This window comes from [Clostridium] saccharolyticum WM1, assembly GCF_000144625.1.
In the GTDB taxonomy this organism is placed as follows: domain Bacteria; phylum Bacillota; class Clostridia; order Lachnospirales; family Lachnospiraceae; genus Lacrimispora; species Lacrimispora saccharolytica.
On record NC_014376.1, the window covers coordinates 2,920,963 to 2,947,849 of the forward strand.

A 26,887-nucleotide genomic window follows, 5' to 3' on the forward strand; every position below is an offset into this window, starting at 1 on the left:
TATACACTTGGCAAAAGCCCTGATTAACCAATTTACGTTATCTCGTCCCCATGATACAAATATTAATGTGCAAAAAAATCATTTTAATGAATCGGCTGAAGCTTTTTATCTTTATGATATCTCTTCAAATTTTAAAAACGGTCCCGGTCAAACAGTTGTCTTAAAAACAAAAGTCTGATAATATCTCTTAAATTAAAAGTAAAAAAGGGGCGGCGGCGATCTCTGTCCCAATCTCTGCGGCGATCTCTGCCCCGATCCCGATCTCTGTCCCTGCGTCTTCCATCCCTACCCCCGAAACCACCAAAAGGCACCTGCTGAGATGAAATCGCTCTTATTTCCTGTTCATAATTATCCCCGTTCTCGAAATTTTCAATGAAATGATCAATCATATTGTCCCAATCCCTAAGGGACTCTTCTCCGGTCATATGGTTCGCCACAATAGTACAATTCACAGTTTCATTTAACATTGCATATAATTCCGGGAAATTAGCTGCAAATACATATAATTCCATATAATAATTACTCCCTATTCGTTTTAGCTATATAGCTTTTACTATATAATATAGAGGAAACCAAGAAAAGTTCACGTATAAATATCATCTTTTTTATAAAAATTTTCACCGGAATCTGTTTCATGTGGGCAACCTCACGTATTTTTCTATAAAAAAGACGTGAAAGTCAGCCTCTCACGTCAAAATACGGGTTTATGATAAACCAACCACCATTTTGCTTACCTATTTTGTCCTTATCTCTTTTCTGATTCCTATCATATGACATGGGCGGCTGGTTTGCTGAGAATTTATCGATTAGTTGATACCCAGCAATTTCTGGATATTCTTACTGCATACAAGTTCAATTTCTTCATCGTTCATTCCGATTTCTCGCATTTGACTTATTGCTAAGTTTATATTATGGGTTCCATAAGGTGCATCACTTCCAAGTAATATTCTTTCAGCACCGAAGTTATCCCATGCCCTTTTTAACATCTTCACCGAATGAAGCGATGGACATGAAATATCAAAATATACATTTTCCCCAACTGTTCTGTCAAACTCTTCCACTCCGATTAAATGAGCAAGTATAAATTTGACGCTCGGATATTTCTTTGTGAGTGATATAAACTTCTTTACTTGGATTTTCGATTTTAAGTGAATAAATATTGGTTTCCGATGAAGTTCTGCCCATTCAATCACTTTAATAATTCTTTCATCCTTCATGTCAAACTTTGTCCAGCATTGATGCATTTTTATCATGCAAAATGAATACTTTTTTCGAAAGGATTCAATTTTTTGTATGCAATCCGCTTCTAGTGGATTTATCCAATACGTATTCATAATATAATCCGGAAAATTTTGTGCCATCAATGCAACCTTTTCATTTCCTTGATCAATATGCTTATTCAATTTGCTGAATCTAATAAGTATAGCTGTCAATATGTTAGTAATATAAATTAGCTTCGAGTCATGAAATACCTTTGCTAAATACGGCAGCTTATATATCTTTTTGCTATTAGGTTCGCCAGCTGTAAGTATTATTTTATAAATATGATTTTCTTTCATATAACTAAGGACTTCATTTGTATGCAAAAACATACCGCATGCATGGGCATGTCCATCAATAATTTTCATAGTTATTCCTGCTCTCCGGTGATATCCGGTCTGTGAATCGGTTTGCCTGGTATGATTATTGCAAATAAATCTAAAACCTGCAAAGGAACGCGCCCGTTACAATTAATATTATGCCGCCAAGGCTACGGCAGCATTGATCTCACATTCCATATGTTGAAATATTGACAGATCCGTCCTCAAATACTTCGACTCCTTCCGATATAAGAAGTTCTCTTTGAATCGCTGCATATCTTTTATCCGTGATTGATATTTTGCCTTTGGAATTAATGATCCGGTGCCATGGGAGCTTGTACTTCTCAGACATAGAATGAAGTATCCTGACGACCTGCCTCGCACCTCTTGTATTTCCTGCAAGTCTTGCAACCTGTCCATAGCTCATAACTCGCCCATATGGAATTCCTTTTATTATTACAAGGACTTCCTCAGTAAACAGTGTCATTCCAACAACTCTCCTTATCATACCTTTAAAATTTAATCATTCATCATAGAGTACTGTTACTGTCAAAATACGGATCCTCTGGAAGTATTTTTATAAAAATACATCTGAAATTTTAAGCCATATTATATATTATTGCAGAATCAAAGTACCTTCAGCTTCTTAAAATCTTTTCCATTGATTTACCTTTTGCCAATTCATCTACCAGTTTGTCAAGCCATCTGATTTTCTGCATGAGCGGGTCCTTGATTTCCTCGACACGGTGCCCGCAAATCACGCCTGAAATTTTGGAGGCGTTGGAGTTTATCTGAGGAGCTTCACCAAAGAAGGTTTCGTAATCGACATTTTTCACAATCTGCGTTTGCAAGCCGTCATCGTCATATCCCGTCAGCCAACGAATTACAGCATCAACTTCTGATTTTGAGCGTCCTTTGCGCTCTGCCTTTAGAACAAGAAGCTGATACACGCTGGAAAACGCCATCTTGTAAATGCGTTCATTTGTCATAAAATTTTTCTCCGCTTTCTTTCTGCTTGATCCTCTTATATTTTCATTTTTTGAGTATTCTCTTTAAGCAGGCAGCATCTATCAAATTCACCGTCTCAAAATTTCCGTTATAAAACACACCCCAGTTGTTGAAAACGCAAGGCAATTCCTTTGCTTTTTGCAGCGTATCCACCTGAATGAAAGAGACCGGAACGTCATTTGTTTCACAATACTGTTTTATCATCTCAATGTTTTGAAAAATATAGGGGCATTGCATATCATAATAAATTGTTAGTTCTTTGCTTTCAATTTCTTGTTTTTTAACAGTTTGTGCGAACTTTGGCTTTGTTCCGTCAAATGAAAGTGCAAGTAATTCATATCCATTATGGGTAGTATCAACAACTTTAAATCCGAACTTTTTCGCAAATGATTGATCAGAAAGCCAAGATTTTTGTTTTTTTGCTCCGAGCATACAAATGCCGGATTTCCCCTTTTCTTTGGCATCAGCCAAACAGTACTCCATCAGAGATTTCCCATACCCTTTTCCTTTATGACTGCCAGAGACCCACAAGCAATACAGATAATAATAGTTGTCACCTGTTATGGGAACCCAGGCTGTTTCAAGAGGAGCATATTCAATAAAAACCGTAGCTCTTTCGTTTAACTTTCTAAAGACATGGCCTTCATTGAGCCGGTCTGAAAGCCATTTTCGCTTTGCATCAATACCTTGATGGGGTTTTTTACTGCGGATAATGCAGCATAAATGCTCATTGGCAAGGTTATCTGCTGTTAAGTTCACAAAATCAGTATTCATGGATACCCTCCCTTCAAATCTAGACATGTGATCTTGTTTTTCCGCCTTATTGGCTATATTGGGCTGCATCATTCCCCATGTAGTGTGACGTGTCGTTCACCTGGCTAACAATGGCTTCGACTATGGATTCCCATGTTCCCTTAGGCATATCATGTCCCATTCCTTCGATCAAAAGTAATTTAGCATTAGGGATTGTGCGTGCTGTATCTTTTCCTGCTTCAACTGGAAACAAGGTATCTGCGGTACCATGAATCACCAGTGTTGGAATTGTTAATAACGAAAGTTGTTGTCTCCTATCCCCATTAGCAACCAAAGCTGCATTTTGGCGTACAGCTCCTTGCGGATCATAAGAACGGTCATAGCTTTCTTCACAATACCGTCTTGCACGTTCTTCTTCAAAAGGAAATCCCTTACTCCAAATATTTTTCCACATACGTAAAGTATAATCAATATACGCCTCCCTTCCAGATGGAGGTGTTGCTGTAACAATGGCCAATGTTTCCGGTGAAATTTGCGGATTATTCGGATTACCTGTAGATGACATAATAGAAATCAAACTACATATACGGAAAGGATGCCTATAGGCAAAAACCTGAGCAATCGTGCCTCCCATAGAAGCACCGCAGATGTGAGCCTTCTTTATTTCCAACGCATCCAGCAAACCAGCCACATCATCAGCCATATCCTCCAATGTATATGCTGTCTTAATTGGTTTTCCCTCTTGTGCTGCCTGGTATATTCTTTTCATATCAGGAATACCCGCCCCATCGAATTTTGTAGATAATCCGGCATCGCGGTTATCAAAACGTATCACTTGTAAATTATTTTTTGCAAGCATTTCACAAAATTCCGGTTCCCAAAAATTAAGCTGCGCACCATTTCCTGCTATAAGCACTATTGCAGGATTTGTCTTCTTTCCAAAAATTTCATATTCAATTTGTATGCCATTTGCCTTTACGTTTGCCATATCATAAACCCCCGTTATTTTACTTTAGTATTTTTCTATTGATACCCCTTAATCATGTTGTATCACTTAAGCCTATCCCTCGCTGTAATGGCATGTTTTTCACATGGCAGAGAGAAAGATCAGTCATTAAACATTTGCATCCGTTGCAAAGGCCTCTGTACCCATTGGTGAAATTGTGACATAAAGGCGCAGGATATCTTCACCGGTGTTTACAACCTGTAAGCTTTCCTGTCCATCAACCTGCATTAACTCGCCCACCTGCAATGGAGTTTCATTGCCATCGGTGACAACCTTGGCTTTCCCTTCCATGACCTGCAGCAAAAGGGTTGATTCTAGATGTGTGTGTCCCGGAAGTATTTCCCCTTTTGCAATGTTTAGAACAAAGGCGATTACATTATCGCTTTTGAAAATCATCCGCTTGGCAATTTTACCCTGAGGCACATGAAAATAATCATTGAAAATAAACTTGTTCATAGATAAATCCTCCTTTATATTAAATTTAAAATTTAATATACCCTAATTACCCATAAAATAACTAATTTCTTTTCTACAATATTTCAAACATCTTAATACCAAAAATGCACGGAAAAGGCTTCTGCTTTTATTCCCTTATTGCTCCAATGGGTTATCATCCTATTTAATGACTTCTGCAATGATGCAACGGTTTTTGTTTCACTCACACTAAAATGGCTTAAATAATCTTTGAATGGCTGAGAATATAAAACTCCTCCTGGCTTGGTTGGCATTTCTTTTCCTTCTTTTCAAAATTCAAATCAAACTGCTCTAATGCCGTTTCATCGATCTGATAGGCTTCGCTTTCGATATAGCGCCATTTTCTTTGATCCAGGCACCCCTCTGTTAACTCTTTTACCAGCATGGCTGCTGGGTAGAAGTCCTGATCGGTGCAAATATTAAATTTTTTACAGCTTTTAAACCCACGGGAAACATAATTTTCAGGATTACCAAAAATTACAATGACGTCATACGACATCTCTTTTGCCTTATCAAATGAATATTCAAGCAGGGCTTTTCCATATCCTTTTCTTTGAAAATCTGGATGAACACTCAGGGGGCCGAAGGTCAATATCTGCTTTTCACGTTTTTCCTCATCTACGAGTTTTGCCTTGGTATACATGATATTTCCGATAATGCGATTGTCTTTTTCAAGAACAAAGTCCAGTTCAGGTATGAAATCCGGATGATTTCTCATAACGTGCACCATATAATGTTCACTACAGCCCGGAACATTCAAATTCCAAAAGGCCTTTCTAGTTAAATCCTCCACTTTCCACAGATCCTTTGTCTGTTCATTTCTAATTATATAGCTCTCTTTATTATTCATTTTACCTTCCTCTGAATGTTACCATAACCTCTGGATTCCCCACCCCCGGAGGCGGATTATATTTAATGTGCATTATTTCGATACAATCCTACAAATTGCAAGGAGTATTTATCTCATATCAGTTTCTGCCTTTTTTTGTATTGAAACTTTGGTATTCATTCTAAATATCTCATCCAATACTCTGCCGTCACAAGGACCGAACTCAACGCCGAGGATCTCTGCAATCGTAGGGGCTATATCTACCATCTGGATTTCTCCCAACTGGTATTCTTTCTTAATACAATTTCCTGATACTACAAAGCAGCATTGATACTCAGGTTTCTCCGGTGAATACCCATGCGTTGCATACTTTCTATTCTCTTTCTCCAAGTCAGTTACAAGGGGCCCGGTAAGGCTGTCATCAAAACAATAACCAGTTTTTGCTTCCAGCATATATCCAGATACCGGGAACGCATGAAAATGTTCCAGTTCTTCTCCGGTATAGATCCTCTCAATGCCTAAGCTTTTCTCTTCCGCCGCTTTTAAAAGAATCTGAAGTACACGCTGCTTTGCTTCCTCGTCATTTTCCTTTAAGTGCAAATAGGCAGACCCTCCTGTGGACTGTATATAGGCTCTCCAAAGCATTTTTCCCTTTTCTTCATAAATAAGGCCTTCTTTTTTTAATAATTGATTCAGCTTTACCTTGTATCTTACATTTTTCTGCCCATGGTCACCCAACACCAGAAAAACCGTTTCCTCAAAAATGCCTGCCTCCCGAACTGCCTCTATCACCTTACCGATTCTTTCATCCACGCGGTTCAGAACCTTATCAATCTCCGGACTGTCTGTCCCATAATGATGCTTCGCATCGTCCAGTTCAATGAAATGCATCATGAGAAATTCCGGTTTTTTGCTTCGTATGGTGTCTTTTCCGCACATGGCTGTAAAATCATCCAGATAAGGCTGCTCTATCCCTTTTCTTAATTTTCCATATTTTTTCTCAAGCGCTATGCAAAAAAATGGACTCCCATTTTTTAAGATCTTAAGAGATTGATTTTCACGTCCGATTGTCTTTATCTCAGGCAGATTATAGCGAATGGAGGCATATCCGGTAACAGGCCATAGGATTCCGGCTGATTTCATTTTATGTTTTCTCAAAGCATCGTACACAGCAGGTACCTTGATATCCTTTTTAAACCAGAACCACGCCTGCTCTTCTTCATCAATGAAAGGCTGGAGAGGGGTATTATGATAGATTCCATGCTTATCCGGATAAACGCCGGTCACCATAGTGGTATGCACTACATAGGTAAGAGTCGGATAGACGCTTTTTAATTTTGTGCTGAACGCTCCGCTTTTTATTAATCGGGAAAGGTTGGGAAGCCGACTTGCCTTTTCCCAGTTATCTTCAGAAAATGCATCATAGGAGATCACTACCAAATGCTTTGCTTTTCCTTTGCTCATTTTTCCAGCTCCATTATCTTTCATCTTAATTTTATTCCGCAGTTCTTCTCTTTTTGTTTAACTTTATTATTGAATCCTCCTTCCAGCTTTTATAATCCAACTATATCATAATGTTAAGCATCAACATGTAAAAACATGGTAAAAGAGCATGGCTTTCTAATTTATTTATGATCCATTCCTCTCTGTACTCTCCCTACGGTTCCCCCTTCTAACATCACTTTAATACCTCTTGGATGATTGGGAGCATTGGTTAATATTCTTTGCACGACACCTTCCGTTAATTTCCCTGTTCTTTGATCCTGTTTTTGTATCACCATAACCCGGTCACCAATCTTAATATCTTTCCTAACGGTTCCGTCCATTTTTATCCCTTTCATTCTGGCTTTTACAGGTAATATTTTTCCCATTTGCCAAATTTTCTTTAAAATACTATGTGATAATATCTCTATTTTGATTGATCCAATTGGAATTGTTTTTCTCTAAAGACCACTATTGTTTCAAAAAAGTGTTCGTAAAGCTTAGCTTTGGGGCATATACAATCAGGCTTGGAATAATGCCGAAAGAACAAGTCAAAGAAATAGTTATGGGGTAATATCATGATTCACATTGCCTTGTTTAGGATCAATCATATATTACAGCTTTCCCTTGTTCCTGTAACGTTCTTAAGGATGCAAGCATATGATATATTTCTTCATCTGAATGTCTTTCCCATGAACCTAATTCAGCTATTATTTTCAAAGGAAACTTAGACCTATAAGAACGTGTAGGATTCCCTGGAAATCTTTTGTCAGTTAAGTTTGGATCATTTTCAAAATCACCTAATGGCTCTACCAAATAAATTCTTTCTTTTAATTTAGATTTTGCCAATTCTGCACCCCATTTAGCAGCATCTAATGTTGCAGTAAAATATATATAATTAGACTTTTTATTTTGGTAATTTGATAAGTGCTGTGGTTTTAATAAATCTCCAATTTTTAATTCCGCTTTCGTACCATGAAAGAAAGGTCCTTTATCCAAAACATCAACTTTGTTATCCATACTTATCCACCTCTTCTATTTTTAGATTTCCATTTAAGATTGTAATATAGAAATTATTAAAAAAATAGACTATAAATGATCTACAAATAATGATATAATATAAGCAGAGAGGGTATATTCCTACCAGCTATCTTTTATTAGCATCATGGGAATTTCTTGGATCTTAAATGCAGAAGCATATGATCCTGCCAATCAAGTAACGATCTTCATAAGTTCTTATGGACAATTTCTTTTAGAACAGGTAAAACATCATTTTCAAACCATGGATTTCGACTCAACCATCCAAGATTTAAAGGAGAAGGATGAACCAACGGAAAATATTCCGGTAAGTATTTTTGGAAATTTCTCACTGTTTCAGTTAAACTTTTCTGACGTTTTTTATTTAAATAGTATTTCTGTGCATAGCTGCCGATTAGAATTATGATTTCAATATTTGGCATCTCATCCAGTAAACGTGGATGCCATTTTTCAGCAAAGCCTTTTCTAGGTGGGGCATCACCGCTTTTCGCTTTTCCTGGATAATAGAAATCCATAGGCAAATGGGCGATTCGATTCGTTTGATAAAATATCTCACGAGATACTCCCAGCCACTCTCTTAATCGGTCACCACTTAAATCATTCCAAAACAATTGTGTTGCTTCTGCTTTACGTCCCGGTGCTTGCCCAACTATGGCAATGCGAGCATCTACAGAAACTTTAAATAATGGTGGAATACCCATTTTGGTATAGGATTCGTTCATTGGGTCATCCATAATTTCTTGTTTGATTTTTTCGAATATCATCACATGTCACTTCCATTGTAATTTTATAACATTTATCGTTACCATATTATTAGTTACTAGTTCTGTGTATTCCATTCCATCCACTCCCTCTGCTCCTTTGTTTCTTACGACTTGCAAATATGCGGTATGAAGATTGTCTTTACTTACTATTTGCTCCATTAGACTACATCTGATTGAGCAGTTAATGCATTGTCCAAGAAATACTGTTCCGGAAGATTACGAATGCCATGGTCAGAAGACTTGCCAAATCGTTGTAGAAAACTAAAAACACAGTAGATATACCGCCGCCCTAATCGGGCGGCGAACTTATTGACCTGGACTGGTTCTTTACCATTTACTTAATTACAAGGAAGCATTTTACATTTCTTATGCAAGAATACACTGGATTATATTGGTTTTATAGTGATATAGCACTGAACCGATTTCAATAACTACTCAGTGCTATATTTTTAACTGATATTTAATCAAGTTTTAAACGAGAATCTACTTTGAATTTTTTTCTTGAAGGATTTCCTTCGACACGCCATATTTGATTTCGTTTTAGATCATAGACAACAGACCAAACGGTATCTGCACCTTGTTTACGATTATACTGACACATAAATCCGTGTTTCCCAGCCAAAATATCTTTAGCAAAAGATACATTATAACAATCTTTATGCTGTTGAAGTGCGGTGCGGGCTGTTAGATAACGTTGGTTTGAACGCCAGTCATCAATGTCTGGATTTTTGTAAAGTTGCATTTTTTCAGAATTAAAATTATTGGCTGTTGCAACAAATTGTTCTCCATTATGGGGACGAATGACATCAATATTTTTTGGATTACATTCCACAACAACAATCTCTCCACGTTTATCTGCGATAGTTAGTGTCTGTGCTGATGCAATAGGAAGCTTATGAAGTTCTTCAATTGCTTCAGCAGTAGTTTTACATTTTTCCAAAAGATATCGTGTCAGCATACCGGCGTTAAATCCCGGCTTCCGCAGTTTAGGATAAACAAACGTAAGCCCAACTGCTAAGCCATGATGATTAACACCATCTTCCATCTGTACAAAAGCAGTTGTATTTCCATTGAATGAATAGCTTCCTTTGAGATTATAAAGGCAATTCATATAGAGCTTTTCAAGACTCACCAAAAAGTCGCTATTTCTTGCAAATACAATTTCATTATTTGTGCTGAAAGCAAAGCAAGTACATTTGTTATCAAATTCAAAGCAGTACATTGAAAAAAGCAGTGCGTGTAGAGTTTCGACTGACACGTTGTTTCCATCAGCAATGCCATGTATCTCTTCTAATATCTCAGGAAAATATTTTTGATATTCTGTAAGGCATTCTTTTGCAAACTCATATTTATCCTCTGTTAGCTTAAAGGTAGGGCAACAATCAAGTTTATTGCCATTTTTAAGGATTAATCCACCCCATTTATAACCAACTTCGTAGTGTGTTCCGGTAAATCTTCCATGATACATTTTTATACTCTCCATTCATAATATTGAGAGTTGACGTCATCTCTTGTAATAAGCGTAACTGAATAAAAATTTTATGTCAATGAATAATTCATGAATTTTAAATTTAATGGTAATGACTCGTTTGCTTTTGCAACGTAGATCTGTGTACTTTTGTATGGTATAATAAAATAACGAAAATAACTTGAAAGGAAATCTACAATGTTTCAAAAAATTGACCGCTCCACATGGAAGCGTGAGGAATATTTTAACCATTACTTTTCCAATCTACCTTGTACCTACAGCATGACGTTGCAGCTTGATATAACTATTTTACGGAAGAAAAATTTGAGTCTATATCCAACCATGCTTTATCTTATTACAAGTGTCGTCAATCGTCATGAGGAATTTCGTACAGCATTGGACAATAGCGGAGATGTAGGCGTATACGATTATCTTTCTCCTTGTTATACGGTCTTTCACAAAGAAAGCGAAACCTTCTCTAACCTATGGACAACATATAGTCCTGACTATGAAAAGTTTTGTGCAGATTACAAAAAGGATATTCAGGAATATGGCTCTATTGATCGTATGATAGCCAAGCCTCATGCCCCGGAAAACACCTTTCCAGTATCTATGATTCCATGGTCGAGCTTCGATGGTTTTAACCTCAATCTACAAAAAGGGTATGACTATTTATTACCAATTATCACAATGGGTAAGTTTAAGGTTGTAAATGGGCGATACTTTTTACCACTTGCTGTGCAAGTGCATCATGCTGTTTGCGATGGGTTTCATCTGTCACGGTTTTTCAATGAACTACAAGAACTGATTGAACAATTCCTCAAAAATTAACCTGTAAAGGAGCCGCTACACTTCGATTTGTGTATCGGCCTTTTGTTCGTTATAAACCGAGTATAGTCCAAAGATAAAACGGTGCAGTTAAGGTGAACACCAAACATGCAAAAAGGATTGCCGGTGCTGCCCACTCAAATTGACCATGTTTCCGATAATCTAAATAAGCAACATGGCAATATTAGGCTTTTCAAGTAAATTAATATTTCCTTCACCGAGAATTAGGTGATATTTTTTTTGTATTATTGACAGTTCTCCCATTTATCATAAGCGAAATCCAGTTCTTTTTCCATAGTTTCTTTTTTTAAGAATAGTTCCTGTAAATATGCGAAATTGAAATTATTATTATTTATCTCTTGTTCCAGAGCTTTTAATGCAGCTTCTATGGCTTCAATCTCATTCTCAAGAATATCTGACTTTTGCGTATTCAACTTCCTGGATTTGTTATCTGTTCTGCTGTATTGATTTACTTCTCCCCCAATGGAAGGCTTCTTTTCATATGGCTTTTGGGGCTGTTCCTTCTTATAACGCTTATCATCTTCATAAACCTTTAACAGGTTACTTAGACCCCTAGCCTTTTCGTTTGACTTGTCATCTAATTTTCCCGCCTTTTGCAATTCTTCCTGATAATACGTATAATCTCCCGGATAAGTAATAAGACGGTTATTTTCAAATGACATGATTTTGCCTGCAACTTTATTTATAAAATACCGGTCATGGGATACAAATTACAGGGTTCCTTCAAATGCGGTTAAAGTTTCCTCCAGCACTTCCCTGGAATCAATATCCAAGTGATTGGTAGGCTCATCCAGAATCATAAAATTCACTTTTTCAAAGGTTAAAGAACATAACCTTAACCGGCTCTTCTCCCCACCGGATAAGAATCTTAATTTCTTATGGACATCGTCTTTAAAGAATAATACTCTGGCTAACTGGTTTCTGGCAGCTTCATAAGTAATATTGTGAATACCTGAAAAGTACTCAAGTATGGTCTGGTCTTCATCTTCAAAAACAACCTGTTGGGGCAGATAACCGATTTTAACCTGAGCACCAATTTTTACCGTACCGTAATCTGGTTTTAATTCTCCTAATATCAGCTTAAGCAGGGTAGATTTGCCGCAGCCGTTTTTCCCGATTATGCAGGCACTATCCTGATAATAAACTTTCATATCAATATCTTTTAGTAATACCGTATCACCAAAACTTTTACTCAAGTGTTCGGTTTCTAATACCATTTTTCCGGAACGGTTTGCGCTATCCTGATTAAGGCGCACCTTTCTGCCTTCAAGGACCGGTTTATCCAATACTTCAATCTTTTCCAGACGTTTTTCCAATTCCTTTGCCCGTTTAAACATTGTTTCACTATCTCTCATATTTCCCCAGATACGGTAGCGCTCAATCTGTTTTTCCATCTGTTCGATCTTTTTCTGCTGGTTGATATAATTCCTGTAGTCAATTAAGAACCGTCTCTCTTTTTCCAGTACATAATAACTATAATTCCCCAGATAAATATTAGCGTGGCTAAACTCTAACTCCACGATTTTCGTAGCAACATGATCCAGAAAATATCTGTCATGGGATATAATCAGAACAGAACCTTTATAAACCTTTAAAAAGCCCTCCAGCCATTCTGTGGTTTCTAAGTCCAGATGGTTGGTAGGTTCGTCAAGTAGCAGAATATCTGGTTCTTCAAGAAGTATCTTCGCCAAAATCACTCTGGTTTTTTCTCCGCCGCTTAAACTATGAAAGGGCAGTTGCTTTAAAATATCATTAATTTTAAGTCCCTCTGTAATCTTGTTAATCTTCGTTTCCAGCTCATAACCTCCGGCTATCTCATACTCCTCCGTGAGCCGTCCGTAACTTAACAGTGCTTTTTCAAGCTCCTCACCCGAAGAAGTCTGAAGCACCCCTTCAAGCTCTGATAACCATCTCTTCAAATCAAAGACTTTTTGAAAAGCCATGCGGATTACATCAATCGCTTTGGTATCCTCACTATAAACAGGTATCTGATTTAAATACCCGATCTTAATCCCTTTACGAAGATTAACATCTCCTGCCTGATAAACTTCTAAAACCTCCTCCCCATACAAAGCTTCTCCAACCTGCACTTGCCCGGTATCCTCAAGCCTCCCTTGTAAGTTTAAGTTACTTTCCTTAAACCTGCCCATAATAATCTTCATAATTGTAGTCTTCCCACACCCATTTTTACCAATTAACCCAATCCTCTCCCCAGTTTTCACCTCAAAGCATATCTTTTCAAATATCTTGTTCGCTCCATAAAATTTCGTTAAATTATTAATGCTTAAATCTATCATGACTCTACCTGACCTTTCTTATAATTAAACTCTGACTTTACCCTTTACTTTAAAATGAACGCAAATAAGCCCAAAGCCAATAAGCTTTGGGCTGCAAATTATAACTATCACTGTAATAACAAATGATATTAATCTGAATACTCCAAAAACCTTATATGGTTAACTTTGAATCTATTAAATTTGGACGCACTTCTAGCCTTAACTTGAAATATTGCGATCATAATAGATTCCAATTTTACCCATTTAAGTATCGAGTTCATATTTGTTATTACCTTTCCTAGTTTAAAAATACTATATTTCCTTTATAATAAGCGAAAACACATTTCCCGTCAAGGTGTTTTTCTGATTTTTTCTGTTCTACACTTAAAACCTGGTTCTCCCAAAAGCAACGACATAATTTGCGCATTTCGCCGCCGTATACGCCGTGTCGCAGGTTCGAAGACTCAGTAAATCGCCGTCCACCACTTCAATGACAGGCATAATATCGTAAGTAGTATCTTTTTCGACAGAAGCGGTTGGTGCAAGGCAAAACTCTTTTAATGTCTGATTTATTTTTTTCTGCACAGCAGTATCGGTTAAACCGCTTACCTCCACATAGCGTGTCTGTGTGTTGTCATCGCCATAATTATCAAGCGCTTTGACATCAAAGGACGCATTGGCAGAAGAGCTTTCCGCAGCAGACGGTTCCTATTTTGCTTTGCTGACATTCGCTGAAATATCGGTTGCAGAGCCGTCCTCATGGTACATATACAGTGCAGGGGTGGTTTTCTCTCCGGTTGTAATAACGGCAAAGGTACGAGTAGCCTCCGGATAGTCAGTGTTATGGTCAATCCAGGTTCCGTCATTGATGTAGTATTTTCCGTTATCCATGGCAAGATATGAAGGTACATGTGTATGACCGAACACAACCACGTCCACATTTTCGTCCGGATTTTCCAGATACTGCGCCTTTGCCTGTCTGAAATAGTACTCCCAGTCCACAGTTCCGGCAACCGCCTCAACAAAGCTGTTGGGATTCTTGACCTGATTGATTTTCTGGCGCTCCGCCCATGTACGCTGAATATTCTGAAACAGCACCGGTGCGGAAATGGTTCCGTCCGCCTGCTGTGCAGGATAAAAGTCGAGATAGGTATAGGAATCATCAAAGCCATCCATGTGCATATCAAATATTTTTTCCTCAAGACCTTCGTTGGGGGTCATTCTTGTAGAAATACTCTTAAGGAGTGAATAATAAAGATAAGCACCGTACTGGTCAGCATCGGATTTGTCGGGAACCGTTGTTACCACAGGCAAATTCTTTTCTACCTTGGGACGTCCCTCCAATACCCATGTAGCAGCATACCGTGCGTAAAAATAACCGGCCGGCAGCATGGTATCTTGATTGCCCACCAGTTCTGCATTGGTTACGGTATCCGGTGCAGAGAATACATCGTAACGGTGGCCATGCTCAATTGCAATTTCGTTGCGGTCACCTGTGTAATAGGTTCCCAACCCTTTGGCATCCCGAATCTGTACAATTTGGGGTACGGCCTTTTGCAGCACCTCGTTCTCCTGTGTCATGTCGTGGTTGCCGGGTATGTAGACCAGCCTGATTCCGCTCTCAGCCACCTTGTTCAGTTCATCAAAGACACTCTGATTGTTGGCGATAACATCCCTATAAAACTTTTGTACATCGGTGTAACTGGGGTAATCCACCGGCAGAAACCATTCGTCCAGAAAATCGCCGTCAATTACCAGTTCCCTCACATCTTTTGTTTCTTGCAGCCGCTTTAAGAAATCAATCAATATGGGTCGGTTCGCAACATTTTCAGCATATTTGTCGTCTACTCCGATGTGAATATCGCTTATGACGACAATCTTGTTTCTGGTGCCCCCAGCCTCCCACAAGGCAGACCCACTGCTTTTTTGCGCGCAGCCGCTTGTGAGCAGAGCCAAAGAAATGATCATGCTGGACGCAAGCAGCAACGTGAGAATTTTTGCTTTCATATTCGTTTCCTCCTATAATTTGATGCTTTTTTCAAATTTCCATTGTGAGAATACTCCGAAAAGCAGAAAAAATGAGCCTTTACACTTAAAAGACCCATTTTTACACTCAGAAAAAACTTCTCTAAGAAATTATTTTCTTGACAAATGGATATCTATGGTTTTACCACCTAATAGAATGTTTTGTATGTGCGTTTTTTCTATTCCAGCCTCATAGAACGGAACGTTTGTTTCCACATATTTCTTTGACATGTTCCATAAATCCCCTCTTATAAATGCTGCACATCATCAGTCCACGCTTGTATATGGCGTCATTGCCGGGATTGGATGCAATCGCATCTGCCCGGCAGCCACCGCCGCAGGTCCGCTTATGCTCAATCTGCGATAGAAGTGATTGTTTTTTGACGGATTGGAATGTTACGACAAAAGAATAACGCAAAAAACAAAAAAATGAGCCTTTACACTTAAAAGGCTCATTTTTACACTTAAAAAAGAAAGTTTGCTACAAGTTTCTCTTGACAAACCGAATTCTATCTATCTTTATACCAGAAGCCGTACTCGGAAAACACCGTTTTCGATTCGATACATCAACTCGCCATCATATTTCTTGGCAAAGGCAAGAACGCTCTTGCTGCCGATGCCGTGACCATCCTCACAAGCAACAGGGTAGCCGTTATGGTCAAGAAGGGCTCCCTCAGTGCAAGGATTCTCCATTTCCAGCAACAACCGTCCCACATTTCGGCATGTGAATCGCAGATAGGGAGGGGAACTTTTCGGCAACGCACCACAGGCTTGAATTGCGTTTTCCATTAAGTTTGAAACCACCATCGTAATCTCTAAGGAATCCACGATTAGATCCCTTGGAATGTCCAGTTCAATTTCTGTAAGAATACCCAATTGCTTTGCAAAAGCGGCATAATGGCAGACTGCGGCATTGACTGCGGGATTTTCACAGTAGACCTCGCCGATTTGGTGTGATACTTGATTTTGATTTTGAAGCAAGGCAACAGCTTCATCCGTTTTTCTCTGCTCCAAAAGCTCTATAAGCACATTGTTGAAATGGCGGCGATCATGAGACGCCCTGTTGTTCTGAGCTGATGCCTCCTCCATCAGTGCAAGGCGCTGAGACATGTTTCCTGCGGCTAATTTCAGATATTCCTGCTCCGCCTGCATTTTCTGGTTTTCTTCCTTCACCCGAAACTCCCTCTGAAGGTTTTTCAGAGAAAGCAAAATGGAACCGTAGGAGGCGAGTCCAATAAAAATCACCAGAATTAGCGGCACCGCCTGTTCGGTCAGCATCACAACAACATCATCCGCAGTTAGCACATAGTAGTTGAAGGTAATGTAAAGTCCCAATGCCACAGCGAAATACGCCGTCCAATGCTCTACCGCCTGCCGATACAGCGGACGTACATAACGCCATAAAACCAGCAGAAAAGCACCAAACAGAAGTATGCGCAGCAATGAATTTGCATAGGGAGGATAAGGTAAATGCCTTGAACCAAGGAAGCTTAAAATAATTACGGTATCGCTTATATTTTGAACGGTAATATACGAAAACAGCCACTGCATAAAGTTGTCCTTGAACATTGGACGCACGGCAAAGCAAAGCACCGCAAACAGGATAATATCAAGTTTTGAAAGCAGAGTCAGGTTTCCGCTGACATAACAGTAAATAGCGGTACCTAAATCAGCCGCAAGAACACCGAGCATGGTCAGCAGCGTGGCTTTTTTAGAATACTTCGGCTGCAAAAGGGATGTCATCAGCAAAACATTGGCGGTAGTAGAAATGATTGCTCGTAACAGGTCTGGAAAAATTTCAGTCATTGCTGCGCCCCCTTGCCATTAGGTAGTCCATATAAGTATCCCGTACAGTCGCATATTGCTTAATGGCAATGGGAATCATCTTGCCGCCGCATAATGTAAAACTATCCTTGGCAAAGCGCTCCACCCGCCGCAGGTTGACCACAAAGGAAGTATGACATTGCAAAAAATGCCTGTCCCTCAAAATAAGTGAGGTGTATACCGTAAAATTCTCTCGAATCGTTCGGCTTTGCACCTCCTCTCCTTTTGACAGACAAAATAGGACAGAGTGATTACTATACTCACAGCAGACGATTTCTGACAGTTTTATTACCCGCAGGCTATCCGCAGTTTTAACCGCAAAGGTCTGTTCCTCAGCAAGGTCTGCCTTGGAGATGGCAAGCGTCAAGGTATCAAATAGCTGTGCCTTGTTAATTGGCTTCACAAGATAATTTATGGGGCTTGCAGCGTATGCCTGCAAAGCAAACTGCGGTTCGGTCGTGGCATAAATAATTTGCGCTTCACGGTCGAGACGGCGAATTTCTTTGCCGAGCTCGATACCGCTGACCATAGGCATAACAATATCCAGTATGTAAAGATGAAAGCTCTGGGACTCAATGGTGGTTAAAAAGGTATCAGGATGGGAAAATTTTTTGACCTCCGCCTCCAAAGTATGGTTATCAAGGTATTCTGCTATATAGTCGTTTAAGATGGCAAGCTCATTTGGCTGGTCATCACAAATAGCAATACGAAGCATCGCAATCACTTCCTTTCCAACTCTCTCTCAATCTCCTCAATGGAAGGGAGACTGCTCCGTAATTCTCCTGGTAAGGATTTCTCCATTTGATTTTTCCATTCTGCAATGCCAGTTGGATTCTGATATCCAGATGCTCTTCCATACTCTTACTCCCATAATTTAAGATTGATGTAGGTTTTCGTTCTGCTTATTCTTTATATAAATATCTAACCATTCTCCTATTTCCGAAACATTCTACACAAATTCCTGGATACACGTAAAGGAAGACCGGTGTTTTTTCCGAACTGCCTGGTGAATGGTAGACCCACGTGAACTGCTTGCTTTTTTCCGGCATTACAAATGGGTCTCGTCACAGTGTATATGATGGCTTTTCATAATCTCTGCCTTCATCATGTTCCGTACCGGACCAAGATAGTATTGGTAATTACGGATTATCCAGCCGGGATTATTCAGTTCAACCTTAGTAATAGTAGTCTTTTCCATAGGATGATTATACCATGAAAAGCTATGAAATTCATCGTATTTCTGGTGTTTTTAAGCTTTAGGATAAAGGTTTAAACTGTCAGGATACTTATGTAATTCGGAGTTAATAGAGTTCCGGTTTTACCTGGAAAGCCCCTCCATCAGCCATCGGAATTGCTGCTCGGTAATTGATTGTGCTTCCTGCCTACTGCGTGGCCATTGAAGATAACCGATGGTCAGCCTCGACTTTTAGACCGCTTTGACAACGGTCTTTAATGATCCTGCTCCACTCACAGAGTCGGATCTGGTTGGTTGCAAGTCTTGTGTCCATGTGGAGTTTCTCCTTGAGTTCTGTGTGAAAAGTTTGTTAGAAACTTTTTCAACTTTACACAATAATTTTGCGAGGAACCCGAAAGCAGACGAATTATTTACCATTTACGAATGACATTCTTTTTTGTTATTTTATTCAACTTTATAGCCCTCCAAATTCTGTAATAAAGCATATTTAAGAAACAAAATAGGGCGCTCGTTCCTATTTTCCTATCTTTAACTCGTTAATATAATCTAAACCAAATACTTCTATTTCATCCAAAACCCGTTTAAATTTATTACCTAATGGGCTTAAACGATATTCGACGCGAGGGGGGACTTCGGCATAAACTTTTCTCTCAATAAGTTTATCTTCTTCTAATTGACGCAGTTGTCTTGTTAAAACCGCGCGGGTAACTTCTGGAATAAGTTTTTCTAATTCATTAAACCTTTTCGTTCCAGTGCTGAGTTGATACAAAACAACAATCGCCCATTTTCCCTGTAGAACTTTTTGTGTTGTTGCAAATGGACACTTACCATAAATACTTTCCATATAATTTCTCCTATAAAATCCTTAATCGTATAACTTTAGATACTACGTATCATAAATGTTCGTACTTGTAAAATCAATCCCTAAATCATAAAATGTGTATAGGGCAATAAAATATACGTCCAAATAAATTTAAAGGAGTTTCGTTATGAACAAAGACGCAATGAGTGTATTTAACGCTTACAATGACGCACTAATCAAAGGAGATTTTGCAGGGGTGTTTGAAACAATGACTGATGATATAAAATGGCATCAGCCAGGTAGTAATCCTCTTTCTGGCGTAGCCTTAGGAAAAAAAGCCTTAGGAGAACATCTCGGAAAATTTGCTGAAAAAAGCAACGGAACATTCAAGGTTTTAACTAACTGGGTTTCAAGCAATGGTTGCTTTGTTGCTGCAAATGTTAATTTTGTTGCTGAACATAGCAATGGGGATAGGTTAGATATGAACGGCATTGACTTATTTAGAATAGAAAACGGTCTAATTCAAGAAGTATGGTTATTTTCTTCTAAACAGGATATTGAGGACAATTTTTGGAGATAAAAACTGTCTTTATTGTTACAAGTAAAAACATTGCTTTCTTAATTTGAGATAATAATATTTATGTATGTGAAATCTGTGGTTTTGTCTACATAGGCGATGATGTACCAGCTATCTGCCCTGTATGCAAAGTACCAAGTCTAAAGATTACACAAATACCAAAGGGGGTGGCATAAATGCATGCAGTTCGAAATATCAGATTATGTACAAAAGATTGTCTTTGTCTCTATGTATGTCCATCTGGCGCAACTGATACAGAAACCGGTCAGATAGATGCAATCAAATGTATCAGTGGATGCCGGGCTTGTGTAGATGCCTGCCCTTCCCATGCTATTTCTCTTATTCCTGATGAATTCCCACCGCAGCAGGGCAAATCAAATGCGGTAATAAACGCGCTACGTTCTCTGTCTGATAGTAAAATCAAACAGGAACGGATTGCTGAAGCAATAGCAGATACAACTGATAATCCAATTATGCAGCAGTTTGCTACCGCAATTTCTAAATCCAACAGGCTCATGGCTGAAGATCTATTGCGTGAATCCGGATATATGCTTCCACAAAGCAATAATGTTAAGGAGCTTCTATCTTCATTCCTTGAAAAAGAGCAACAGGATGATTTCCCGTTTGAAACAGTAAAAACATTAATACATCTTTTAGATCAAAATTCAGTATCTGCTTTCGCACGTAAAAAGGAGGAAGAAAAAATGGAACGATATCGTTGTAGTGTATGTGGTTATATTCATGAAGGACCGTTACCGGCGGATTTCAAATGTCCTTTGTGTAAACAACCAGCTACTGCATTTGAAAAAATTGAAGAAACAAAAACATCTAAAAACAAATATTCTGGTACACAGACAGAAAAGAATTTGATGGATGCTTTCGCAGGCGAAAGTCAGGCCAGAAATAAATACACCTATTTTGCAAACATTGCCTCCAGAGAAGGGTATGACCAGATTTCTGAACTCTTCCTAAAAACGGCCCGTAACGAACAGGAACACGCAAAACTATGGTATGAAGAACTTGGAAATCTAGGTTCTACTTCTGATAATCTTTTACATGCGGCTGAAGGTGAAAACTATGAGTGGACCGATATGTACGACCGTTTTGCAAAAGATGCTGAGGCAGAAGGTTTCCCTGAACTTGCAGAGCGCTTCCGCAGAGTTGCCGCTATTGAGAAGGCTCATGAAGAAAGATACCGCGCCCTTCTTAAAAATGTAGAAATGCAGCAGGTCTTCGAAAAAGGGGAAGATACCATGTGGGAATGTCGCGTCTGCGGACATCTGGTAATGGGTAAAAAAGCTCCCGAAGTATGTCCGGTATGTAAATACTCCCAGAGTTACTTCGAAGTTAGAAAAGAAAACTATTAGACCTTATATAGTGAAATGATAAATCATTTTCACTCTTCAAAACTAATAAAAATCAATAGGTTTATCTATCGCTTTTTATAAGATCAATAATCTTTTCTATACTCATAATTCCAATATCACCTTGCTCTCTGCTTCTTACTGAAAGCATCCCTGTTTCTGCTTCCTTTTCACCAAGTATAAGCATATACGGAACCTTTTCAAGCTGTGCTTCCCGAATCTTGTATCCTATCTTCTCATCACGTTCATCCATTTCACAACGGATATCGGCTTTCTTTAATTTCATCAATACTTCTTTCGAATAGGTACTGAATTTTTCTGAAATAGGCAGGATTTTAATCTGTACCGGTGCCAGCCATACCGGGAACTTTCCGGCAAAATGTTCAATTAATATTCCGATAAATCTTTCAATAGAGCCGAATACTACTCTGTGTATCATAATTGGCCTATGCTTTTCGCCATCAGCACCTATATATTCAGCTTCAAATCGTTGTGGCAATTGGAAATCCAATTGTATTGTTCCGCACTGCCAGGTTCTTCCTATTGAATCTTCAAGATGGAAATCAATCTTCGGTCCATAGAATGCTCCATCGCCTTCATTTACTACATAATTCATCTGAAGTTCATCGAGTGCTTTTCTTAATCCACATGTCGCAATCTCCCAATCCGCTTCACTGCCAATACTGTTTTCAGGTTTTGTAGACAATTCGACATGATATTTAAAACCGAATTTACTATAGACTTCATCAATGAGACGAACAACTCCTTTGATCTCGTCTGTTATCTGTTCCTGTGTCATATAGATATGAGCGTCATCCTGAGTAAAACAACGCACTCTCATAAGTCCATGTAATGCTCCTGATTTTTCATGTCTGTGAACTAATCCCAATTCTCCCATTCTGATTGGTAATTCTCTATAAGAATGGGGAACCGATTTATAAACCAACAATCCTCCGGGGCAATTCATTGGCTTTATAGCAAAATCTTCCTCATCAATTTTTGTGGTATACATATTATCTTTATAATGATCCCAATGCCCTGAGGTTTCCCACAGTTTTCTGCTTAGCATCATAGGAGTTGAAATTTCTACATATCTTTCACGCTCATGTATTTTTCTCCAGTAATCTATTAGAAGGTTTTTCAGTATCATTCCTTTTGGAAGAAAAAACGGAAATCCCGGTCCTTCATCCATCAAAGTAAATAACCCCAGCTCTTTACCCAATTTTCTATGATCACGTTTTTTTGCTTCTTCCATTCTTGTTAAATATTCTTCTAATTCTGAGCTCTTTGGAAATGATGTACCATAAATTCTAGTCAGCATTTTATTTTTTTCATTACCGCGCCAATAGGCACCTGCAACTGACGTCAGTTTGAAAGCCTTAACATATTTAGTACTTAACAAATGAGGCCCTGCACACAAATCAACAAAGTCTCCCTGTTCGTAAAAGCTGATTTCCTCATCTTTCGGTAAATCATTAATCAACTGGACTTTATAATCTTCTCCTCTTTTCTTCATAAAGGCGATCGCTTCATCTCTATTTAACGTAAATCTTTTAATCTCAAAATTTTCTTTCACGATTTTCTTCATTTCGTTCTCAATAGCAGATAAGTCATCATTGCTAATTGCTTTTTCAAAATCAAAATCGTAGTAAAATCCGTCTTCTATCGCCGGTCCTATCGCTAGCTTTGCACCCGGATACAGCCTTTTTATTGCTTGAGCCAAAATGTGTGAAGTTGTATGCCGGAACGATGATTTTCCCTTTTCATCTTCAAATGTTAGTATAGAAAGGCTACTGTCTTCATTAATTTCATATCTTAAATCTACCAAATTACCATTAACCTCACCGGCACATGCTACCCGCGCTAATCCTTCGCTTAATTCTTTAGTAATTTTAATTACAGTAATAGGTTTCTCATAATTTCTTACCGCACCATCTTTTAGTTGAATTTTCATACTTCCTTCTCCTACTATTATTTTTAATATAAAATGCAGTTTTTCCAACTTATAATGTTATGATACCCCTGACATCGCCAGGGGTATCGATATTATTTCTTCAATTTCATAAGTACTGCCTCAGCGGCCTTGATAAGCGGATATGCGGCAGGAGATGCTGTCAGCATAGGTTGCGTTCCTATCTGTGCCACCAGCAAATCAGTTAATGTAAAGCCGCCCTGAATGATGAAGCCTATTACATTTGTTAGTTCTCCCGCACTGGTTCCACCGATTATCTCACCACCAAGAATTTTCTTACTATCTTTTGATACGATTAATTTTACCTTTTGCTTATGCGCGTTGTCTAATTTACCCGGATGGCGGTCAATTCCGGTGAATTCTCCTGTAACAATACTAAATCCTTCATTTAACGCAGCCTGCTCAGTTAATCCCGCAACTCCGTAAGAAGAAGCACCAATATTCGTTGAATAAATTCCGATCGTTCCACCAAATGACTGATAAGTCGACAGACTATAAAGGTTTAATCCAGCCACTCTTGCTTCCGCACATGCTGTTGATGCAAGCATAATACCAGATATTTTACCTGTTGCAAAATCTCTTTTTTCCGCACAATCCCCTACTGCAAATATATCTTTTTCTGTTGTTCTCATGTATTGATCTACTTTAATAAAACCCTTTTCGTTAAGCTGCAGGCCCATATTTTGTGCCAATTCTGCATTTGGACGGTATCCCATAGATAAAATCACCGCATCTGCCTCTATTAGCTCACCGTTCGCAAGCTTGATTTTCTCTACTTTATCAGTTCCAATTATTTGTTCAACACCTATTCCCGTGATTACATTTACGCCCCTTGATTTTAATTGTTCCTCAGCATCCACCGCAACTCCTTCATCAAAGGCAAGTCCCAATATATGTGGCAGTATTTCTACTAAGGTTACGTTCTTTCCTGCTTTATTGATTTCATCCGATATTTCAACACCAATAAAACCAGCTCCTACAACAACTATATTTTTGAAATTCTTTAAACATTCCATCAGATGATCCAGATATACTTTGCTTTTCGGAACCGTAAACACGTTACTTAATTCACTGCCTTTTAACCAGCCTGGCTTAACAGGAAGAGATCCGGTTGCCAGAACCAATTTATCAAAATTAATATCCGTACCACTTTCTGTTCTGCATATCCTTTTTTCTTTTTCTATATCAATTACAGTATCAATTCTAATTTCGACACCTAGCTGAATAAGTCCGCCATCCGGTAGAATATTACCGTCAGAATTGCCTAATGTTCCGAAAATATAAGGAATGCCACACGGGATCATAACTTTTTCTTCTTTACGAATTAACATAACCTCTTTATCAGGGTTATTTAATTTTGCAGTCATCGCAGCTACCAACCCTGCAGCACTGCCGCCAATTACTAAAACATCAACATTTTTCATTCTTATCCACCTTTCCATTGCTTAATTATAAATTGAGCTTTCATGATACAAATCATTTATGAATAAATCTATTTCATAAACTTTTCTCTGATTACAACTTGGTACTGATAGTCTTTAATCGCATTTCGCAATGCTTTTGCACCCAATACCGAACAATGCATTTTATTTTCAGGTAGTCCTCCTAATGCTGCCGCGATATCTTCATCTGTTATTTTTAAAGCCTCTTCAATCGTTTTACCTTTCGCAAGTTCCGTTGTCATACTGCTGGATGCCACTGCAGCGACACAACCAACGACCAAAAAACTAATATCTTCGATCACTTCATTCCTTACTTTTATATATATTTTCAAATGATCTCCGCAGTCAGCATCTCCATAGCTTCCAATGCCGTCTGCATTTTCCATACTACCGCAATTACGAGGTGAATTGAAATGGTCAATTACTGTCTCCGTAAATGAAGCACAATACATAGCATCACTTCCAATCTTTGTTCAATATTGAATATTCTCTAATGAAATACACTCAAAATTATTAGCATATATTATCTAATAGTATTGCTATTTTTAAGATATCTCCTTAGCAAAAATGTTTTCTATCTGTTTAGCAGCATCTGCCAAACAATCACAATCAAATCTCTCAAATTCACCCTTATCAACTAATTGTGCAATCACCGGATCAATTGGTATTCTTCCTAAGATATCTACTCCAATTTCCTTCGATATCTCTTCTGATTTACTTTTACCAAAGAGATTTATTTCTTTTCCGCAATCAGGACATTTGACATAGCTCATATTTTCAACTAAACCTAAAACAGAAATATTCATCATTTTTGCCATATTATATGCCTTCTTAACAATCATGGAAACCAAATCCTGCGGTGAAGTAACAATCACTATACCATCTAATGGAATCGATTGGAATACGGTTAACGGAACGTCTCCTGTTCCCGGTGGCATATCGATTAATAAATAATCCAACTCTCCCCAGTATACCTCTGTCCAAAATTGCTTTACTGTATTAGCAAGTATTGGTCCCCTCCAAATTACCGGATCATCTTCCTGCTCAAGAAGTAAATTAACCGACATAACCTGAATATTATTATGGGTATGTTCTGGAATAATTCCAAGTTCATTTCCCTTTGCTTTTTTTGTAATTCCAAACATTTTAGGTATGGAAGGACCTGTAATATCAGCATCCAAGATTCCAATGTTATATCCCTTTCTACTTAATAATACCGCCAACATTGAAGTAACGAAAGATTTACCAACTCCTCCTTTGCCACTCACAACACCAATCACATTTTTCACAGAGCTATACATATTTAATTCTTCATATAAGCTTTGTTTGCTGTGTTCACATCCCTCACATGTTTCCTTTGTACATCCACTGTCTGAACATCCTTTTGCCTTTTCTTCCATTGCGATAACTCCTATCCTTAATATTTATTTACTAACAAATTTTACACATTACGTAAAATTGTGTTTCCTAAATCAAGTTGATTTGAGAAAAATCAATATTTCCTTCTTCATTAACCAGATTTTCATTTGCATGAACGTATTCTACTTTTCCAATAAACATTTCATGTGACCCCGTCATAATCGAATCTACAACTGTACACTCAATATTTACTGGACAATCAGTTAAAATAGAAGCATTTACTATTTTTCCTTCTTCAAGTTTTACATTCATGTCTGCTAGTTTATTACAGTCTCTTTTACTATACTTTCCCATTTGTCCCCTTCGAGGGACTATTCAATGTTCTGATTGCAAGCTGTTTCCTCCTTAATCATTATTTCTTTCATAATAATTCATAATTGCATTCTTTAGTGCACTTGCTCCAAGCACAGAACAATGCATCTTACTTTCTGGAAGCCCATCTAATGCATTTGATATATCATTATCCGTAATCTTAAAAGCCTCTTCTAAGGTCTTTCCCTTCGCAAGTTCCGTTGTTATACTGCTCGATGCTACCGCTGCTACGCAGCCAAAAACTAAAAAGCTGATTTCGGCAATGATATTGTCCTTTACTTTTATATAAATAGTCAATGAGTCTCCACATTCAGGTTCACCAAAATGGCCTTCACCATCCGGTTCTACCATACTTCCAACATTTCTTGGACTCATAAAATGTTCTATCACTTTATCTGTATACATATCCCAGTTCATAACGCCCATCC

General features: G+C 38.3%; 29 protein-coding genes and 2 pseudogenes. 5 read left to right on the forward strand and 26 right to left on the reverse strand.

The window, feature by feature from the left end; translation table 11 throughout:
- Positions 1 to 131: 131 nt before the first annotated feature.
- The 13 genes from CLOSA_RS13515 to CLOSA_RS13575 form a co-directional block, all read right to left on the reverse strand.
- Entirely contained in the window at positions 132 to 512 is a 381-nt protein-coding gene (locus tag CLOSA_RS13515; RefSeq protein ID WP_013273329.1) for a hypothetical protein, read from the reverse strand.
- A 294-nt stretch (positions 513 to 806) separates the two neighbouring features.
- Entirely contained in the window at positions 807 to 1,628 is an 822-nt protein-coding gene (locus CLOSA_RS13520; protein WP_013273330.1) for an amidohydrolase family protein, read from the reverse strand.
- 139 nt (positions 1,629 to 1,767) lie between these two features.
- Complete coding sequence (locus CLOSA_RS13525) at positions 1,768 to 2,067, reverse strand: MGMT family protein (RefSeq protein WP_013273331.1); 300 nt, start codon at positions 2,065 to 2,067, stop codon at positions 1,768 to 1,770.
- Positions 2,068 to 2,218: 151 nt separating this feature from the next.
- Positions 2,219 to 2,569, reverse strand: coding sequence for a DUF2200 domain-containing protein (locus CLOSA_RS13530; RefSeq protein ID WP_013273332.1), 351 nt, complete (start codon positions 2,567 to 2,569; stop codon positions 2,219 to 2,221).
- 43 nt (positions 2,570 to 2,612) lie between these two features.
- Positions 2,613 to 3,362, reverse strand: coding sequence for an N-acetyltransferase (locus CLOSA_RS13535; RefSeq protein ID WP_013273333.1), 750 nt, complete (start codon positions 3,360 to 3,362; stop codon positions 2,613 to 2,615).
- Between the two features lie 46 nt (positions 3,363 to 3,408).
- Positions 3,409 to 4,329: an alpha/beta fold hydrolase gene (locus tag CLOSA_RS13540; protein WP_013273334.1), complete on the reverse strand. Its 921-nt coding sequence runs from the start codon at positions 4,327 to 4,329 to the stop codon at positions 3,409 to 3,411.
- 126 nt (positions 4,330 to 4,455) lie between these two features.
- Positions 4,456 to 4,803, reverse strand: coding sequence for a cupin domain-containing protein (locus CLOSA_RS13545; protein WP_013273335.1), 348 nt, complete (start codon positions 4,801 to 4,803; stop codon positions 4,456 to 4,458).
- A gap of 217 nt (positions 4,804 to 5,020) precedes the next feature.
- Positions 5,021 to 5,671, reverse strand: coding sequence for a GNAT family N-acetyltransferase (locus CLOSA_RS13550; RefSeq protein ID WP_013273337.1), 651 nt, complete (start codon positions 5,669 to 5,671; stop codon positions 5,021 to 5,023).
- A gap of 108 nt (positions 5,672 to 5,779) precedes the next feature.
- Complete coding sequence (locus CLOSA_RS13555; protein WP_013273338.1) at positions 5,780 to 7,114, reverse strand: alkaline phosphatase family protein; 1,335 nt, start codon at positions 7,112 to 7,114, stop codon at positions 5,780 to 5,782.
- A gap of 161 nt (positions 7,115 to 7,275) precedes the next feature.
- Positions 7,276 to 7,521, reverse strand: coding sequence for a YwbE family protein (locus tag CLOSA_RS13560; RefSeq protein ID WP_330362146.1), 246 nt, complete (start codon positions 7,519 to 7,521; stop codon positions 7,276 to 7,278).
- A gap of 214 nt (positions 7,522 to 7,735) precedes the next feature.
- Complete coding sequence (gene arr / locus CLOSA_RS13565; protein ID WP_013273340.1) at positions 7,736 to 8,152, reverse strand: NAD(+)--rifampin ADP-ribosyltransferase; 417 nt, start codon at positions 8,150 to 8,152, stop codon at positions 7,736 to 7,738.
- A 206-nt stretch (positions 8,153 to 8,358) separates the two neighbouring features.
- Positions 8,359 to 8,934, reverse strand: a complete 576-nt coding sequence (locus CLOSA_RS13570) for a uracil-DNA glycosylase family protein (protein ID WP_013273341.1) — start codon at positions 8,932 to 8,934, stop codon at positions 8,359 to 8,361.
- 460 nt (positions 8,935 to 9,394) lie between these two features.
- The gene (locus CLOSA_RS13575; protein WP_013273342.1) at positions 9,395 to 10,402 is read right to left on the reverse strand and encodes a C45 family autoproteolytic acyltransferase/hydolase; all 1,008 of its coding nucleotides are present in this window, start codon (positions 10,400 to 10,402) and stop codon (positions 9,395 to 9,397) included.
- Between the two features lie 198 nt (positions 10,403 to 10,600).
- On the opposite strand from CLOSA_RS13575, the gene catA reads away from it, so the two are divergent.
- Positions 10,601 to 11,233 carry a type A chloramphenicol O-acetyltransferase gene (gene catA / locus CLOSA_RS13580; RefSeq protein ID WP_013273343.1) on the forward strand — a complete coding sequence of 211 codons (633 nt, stop codon included), beginning with the start codon at positions 10,601 to 10,603 and terminating at the stop codon, positions 11,231 to 11,233.
- Between the two features lie 49 nt (positions 11,234 to 11,282).
- Here catA and CLOSA_RS22175 read toward each other — a convergent pair.
- From CLOSA_RS22175 to CLOSA_RS13610, 7 genes and pseudogenes are all read right to left on the reverse strand, one after another.
- Positions 11,283 to 11,402 (reverse strand): annotated as a pseudogene (locus tag CLOSA_RS22175) (DUF3852 family protein); the annotation flags it as partial.
- Between the two features lie 73 nt (positions 11,403 to 11,475).
- Positions 11,476 to 11,913 carry an ABC transporter C-terminal domain-containing protein gene (locus CLOSA_RS21800; protein ID WP_049791667.1) on the reverse strand — a complete coding sequence of 146 codons (438 nt, stop codon included), beginning with the start codon at positions 11,911 to 11,913 and terminating at the stop codon, positions 11,476 to 11,478.
- A 48-nt stretch (positions 11,914 to 11,961) separates the two neighbouring features.
- Positions 11,962 to 13,548 (reverse strand): ribosomal protection-like ABC-F family protein, encoded by a 1,587-nt coding sequence (gene abc-f / locus CLOSA_RS13585; RefSeq protein ID WP_049791668.1) that lies wholly within the window; start codon positions 13,546 to 13,548, stop codon positions 11,962 to 11,964.
- 687 nt (positions 13,549 to 14,235) lie between these two features.
- Entirely contained in the window at positions 14,236 to 15,534 is a 1,299-nt protein-coding gene (locus CLOSA_RS13595) for a metallophosphoesterase (RefSeq protein ID WP_013273344.1), read from the reverse strand.
- A 537-nt stretch (positions 15,535 to 16,071) separates the two neighbouring features.
- The gene (locus CLOSA_RS13600; RefSeq protein WP_013273345.1) at positions 16,072 to 17,358 is read right to left on the reverse strand and encodes an ATP-binding protein; all 1,287 of its coding nucleotides are present in this window, start codon (positions 17,356 to 17,358) and stop codon (positions 16,072 to 16,074) included.
- Positions 17,351 to 18,091, reverse strand: a complete 741-nt coding sequence (locus CLOSA_RS13605; protein WP_013273346.1) for a LytR/AlgR family response regulator transcription factor — start codon at positions 18,089 to 18,091, stop codon at positions 17,351 to 17,353. The genes CLOSA_RS13600 and CLOSA_RS13605 overlap by 8 nt, the downstream gene beginning before the upstream one ends.
- 994 nt (positions 18,092 to 19,085) lie before the next feature.
- Complete coding sequence (locus CLOSA_RS13610) at positions 19,086 to 19,415, reverse strand: winged helix-turn-helix transcriptional regulator (RefSeq protein ID WP_013273348.1); 330 nt, start codon at positions 19,413 to 19,415, stop codon at positions 19,086 to 19,088.
- A 145-nt stretch (positions 19,416 to 19,560) separates the two neighbouring features.
- Here CLOSA_RS13610 and CLOSA_RS13615 point away from each other — a divergent pair, with 145 nt between their 5' ends.
- From CLOSA_RS13615 to rbr, 4 genes and pseudogenes are all read left to right on the forward strand, one after another.
- The gene (locus CLOSA_RS13615) at positions 19,561 to 19,953 is read left to right on the forward strand and encodes a nuclear transport factor 2 family protein (RefSeq protein ID WP_013273349.1); all 393 of its coding nucleotides are present in this window, start codon (positions 19,561 to 19,563) and stop codon (positions 19,951 to 19,953) included.
- A gap of 71 nt (positions 19,954 to 20,024) precedes the next feature.
- Complete coding sequence (locus CLOSA_RS23580) at positions 20,025 to 20,126, forward strand: rubredoxin-like domain-containing protein (RefSeq protein WP_334290398.1); 102 nt, start codon at positions 20,025 to 20,027, stop codon at positions 20,124 to 20,126.
- A 528-nt stretch (positions 20,127 to 20,654) separates the two neighbouring features.
- Positions 20,655 to 20,744 (forward strand): annotated as a pseudogene (locus CLOSA_RS23770) (rubredoxin-like domain-containing protein); the annotation flags it as partial.
- A gap of 15 nt (positions 20,745 to 20,759) precedes the next feature.
- Positions 20,760 to 21,317, forward strand: coding sequence for a rubrerythrin (rbr, locus tag CLOSA_RS23775; protein ID WP_456300573.1), 558 nt, complete (start codon positions 20,760 to 20,762; stop codon positions 21,315 to 21,317).
- 61 nt (positions 21,318 to 21,378) lie between these two features.
- Here rbr and thrS read toward each other — a convergent pair whose 3' ends face one another.
- The 6 genes from thrS to CLOSA_RS13650 all read right to left on the reverse strand — a co-directional run bounded on the left by thrS (position 21,379) and on the right by CLOSA_RS13650 (position 26,876).
- Positions 21,379 to 23,268: a threonine--tRNA ligase gene (gene thrS / locus CLOSA_RS13625; RefSeq protein ID WP_013273352.1), complete on the reverse strand. Its 1,890-nt coding sequence runs from the start codon at positions 23,266 to 23,268 to the stop codon at positions 21,379 to 21,381.
- Between the two features lie 92 nt (positions 23,269 to 23,360).
- Complete coding sequence (locus tag CLOSA_RS13630; protein ID WP_013273353.1) at positions 23,361 to 24,710, reverse strand: FAD-dependent oxidoreductase; 1,350 nt, start codon at positions 24,708 to 24,710, stop codon at positions 23,361 to 23,363.
- A gap of 68 nt (positions 24,711 to 24,778) precedes the next feature.
- Positions 24,779 to 25,180 (reverse strand): iron-sulfur cluster assembly scaffold protein, encoded by a 402-nt coding sequence (locus tag CLOSA_RS13635; protein WP_013273354.1) that lies wholly within the window; start codon positions 25,178 to 25,180, stop codon positions 24,779 to 24,781.
- A 93-nt stretch (positions 25,181 to 25,273) separates the two neighbouring features.
- A complete protein-coding gene (locus CLOSA_RS13640) occupies positions 25,274 to 26,128 on the reverse strand; it encodes an Mrp/NBP35 family ATP-binding protein (RefSeq protein ID WP_013273355.1) in 855 nt (284 codons plus the stop codon).
- Between the two features lie 67 nt (positions 26,129 to 26,195).
- The gene (locus CLOSA_RS13645; RefSeq protein ID WP_013273356.1) at positions 26,196 to 26,441 is read right to left on the reverse strand and encodes a flavin reductase family protein; all 246 of its coding nucleotides are present in this window, start codon (positions 26,439 to 26,441) and stop codon (positions 26,196 to 26,198) included.
- 51 nt (positions 26,442 to 26,492) lie between these two features.
- Complete coding sequence (locus tag CLOSA_RS13650; protein ID WP_013273357.1) at positions 26,493 to 26,876, reverse strand: iron-sulfur cluster scaffold-like protein; 384 nt, start codon at positions 26,874 to 26,876, stop codon at positions 26,493 to 26,495.
- Positions 26,877 to 26,887: the final 11 nt, after the last annotated feature.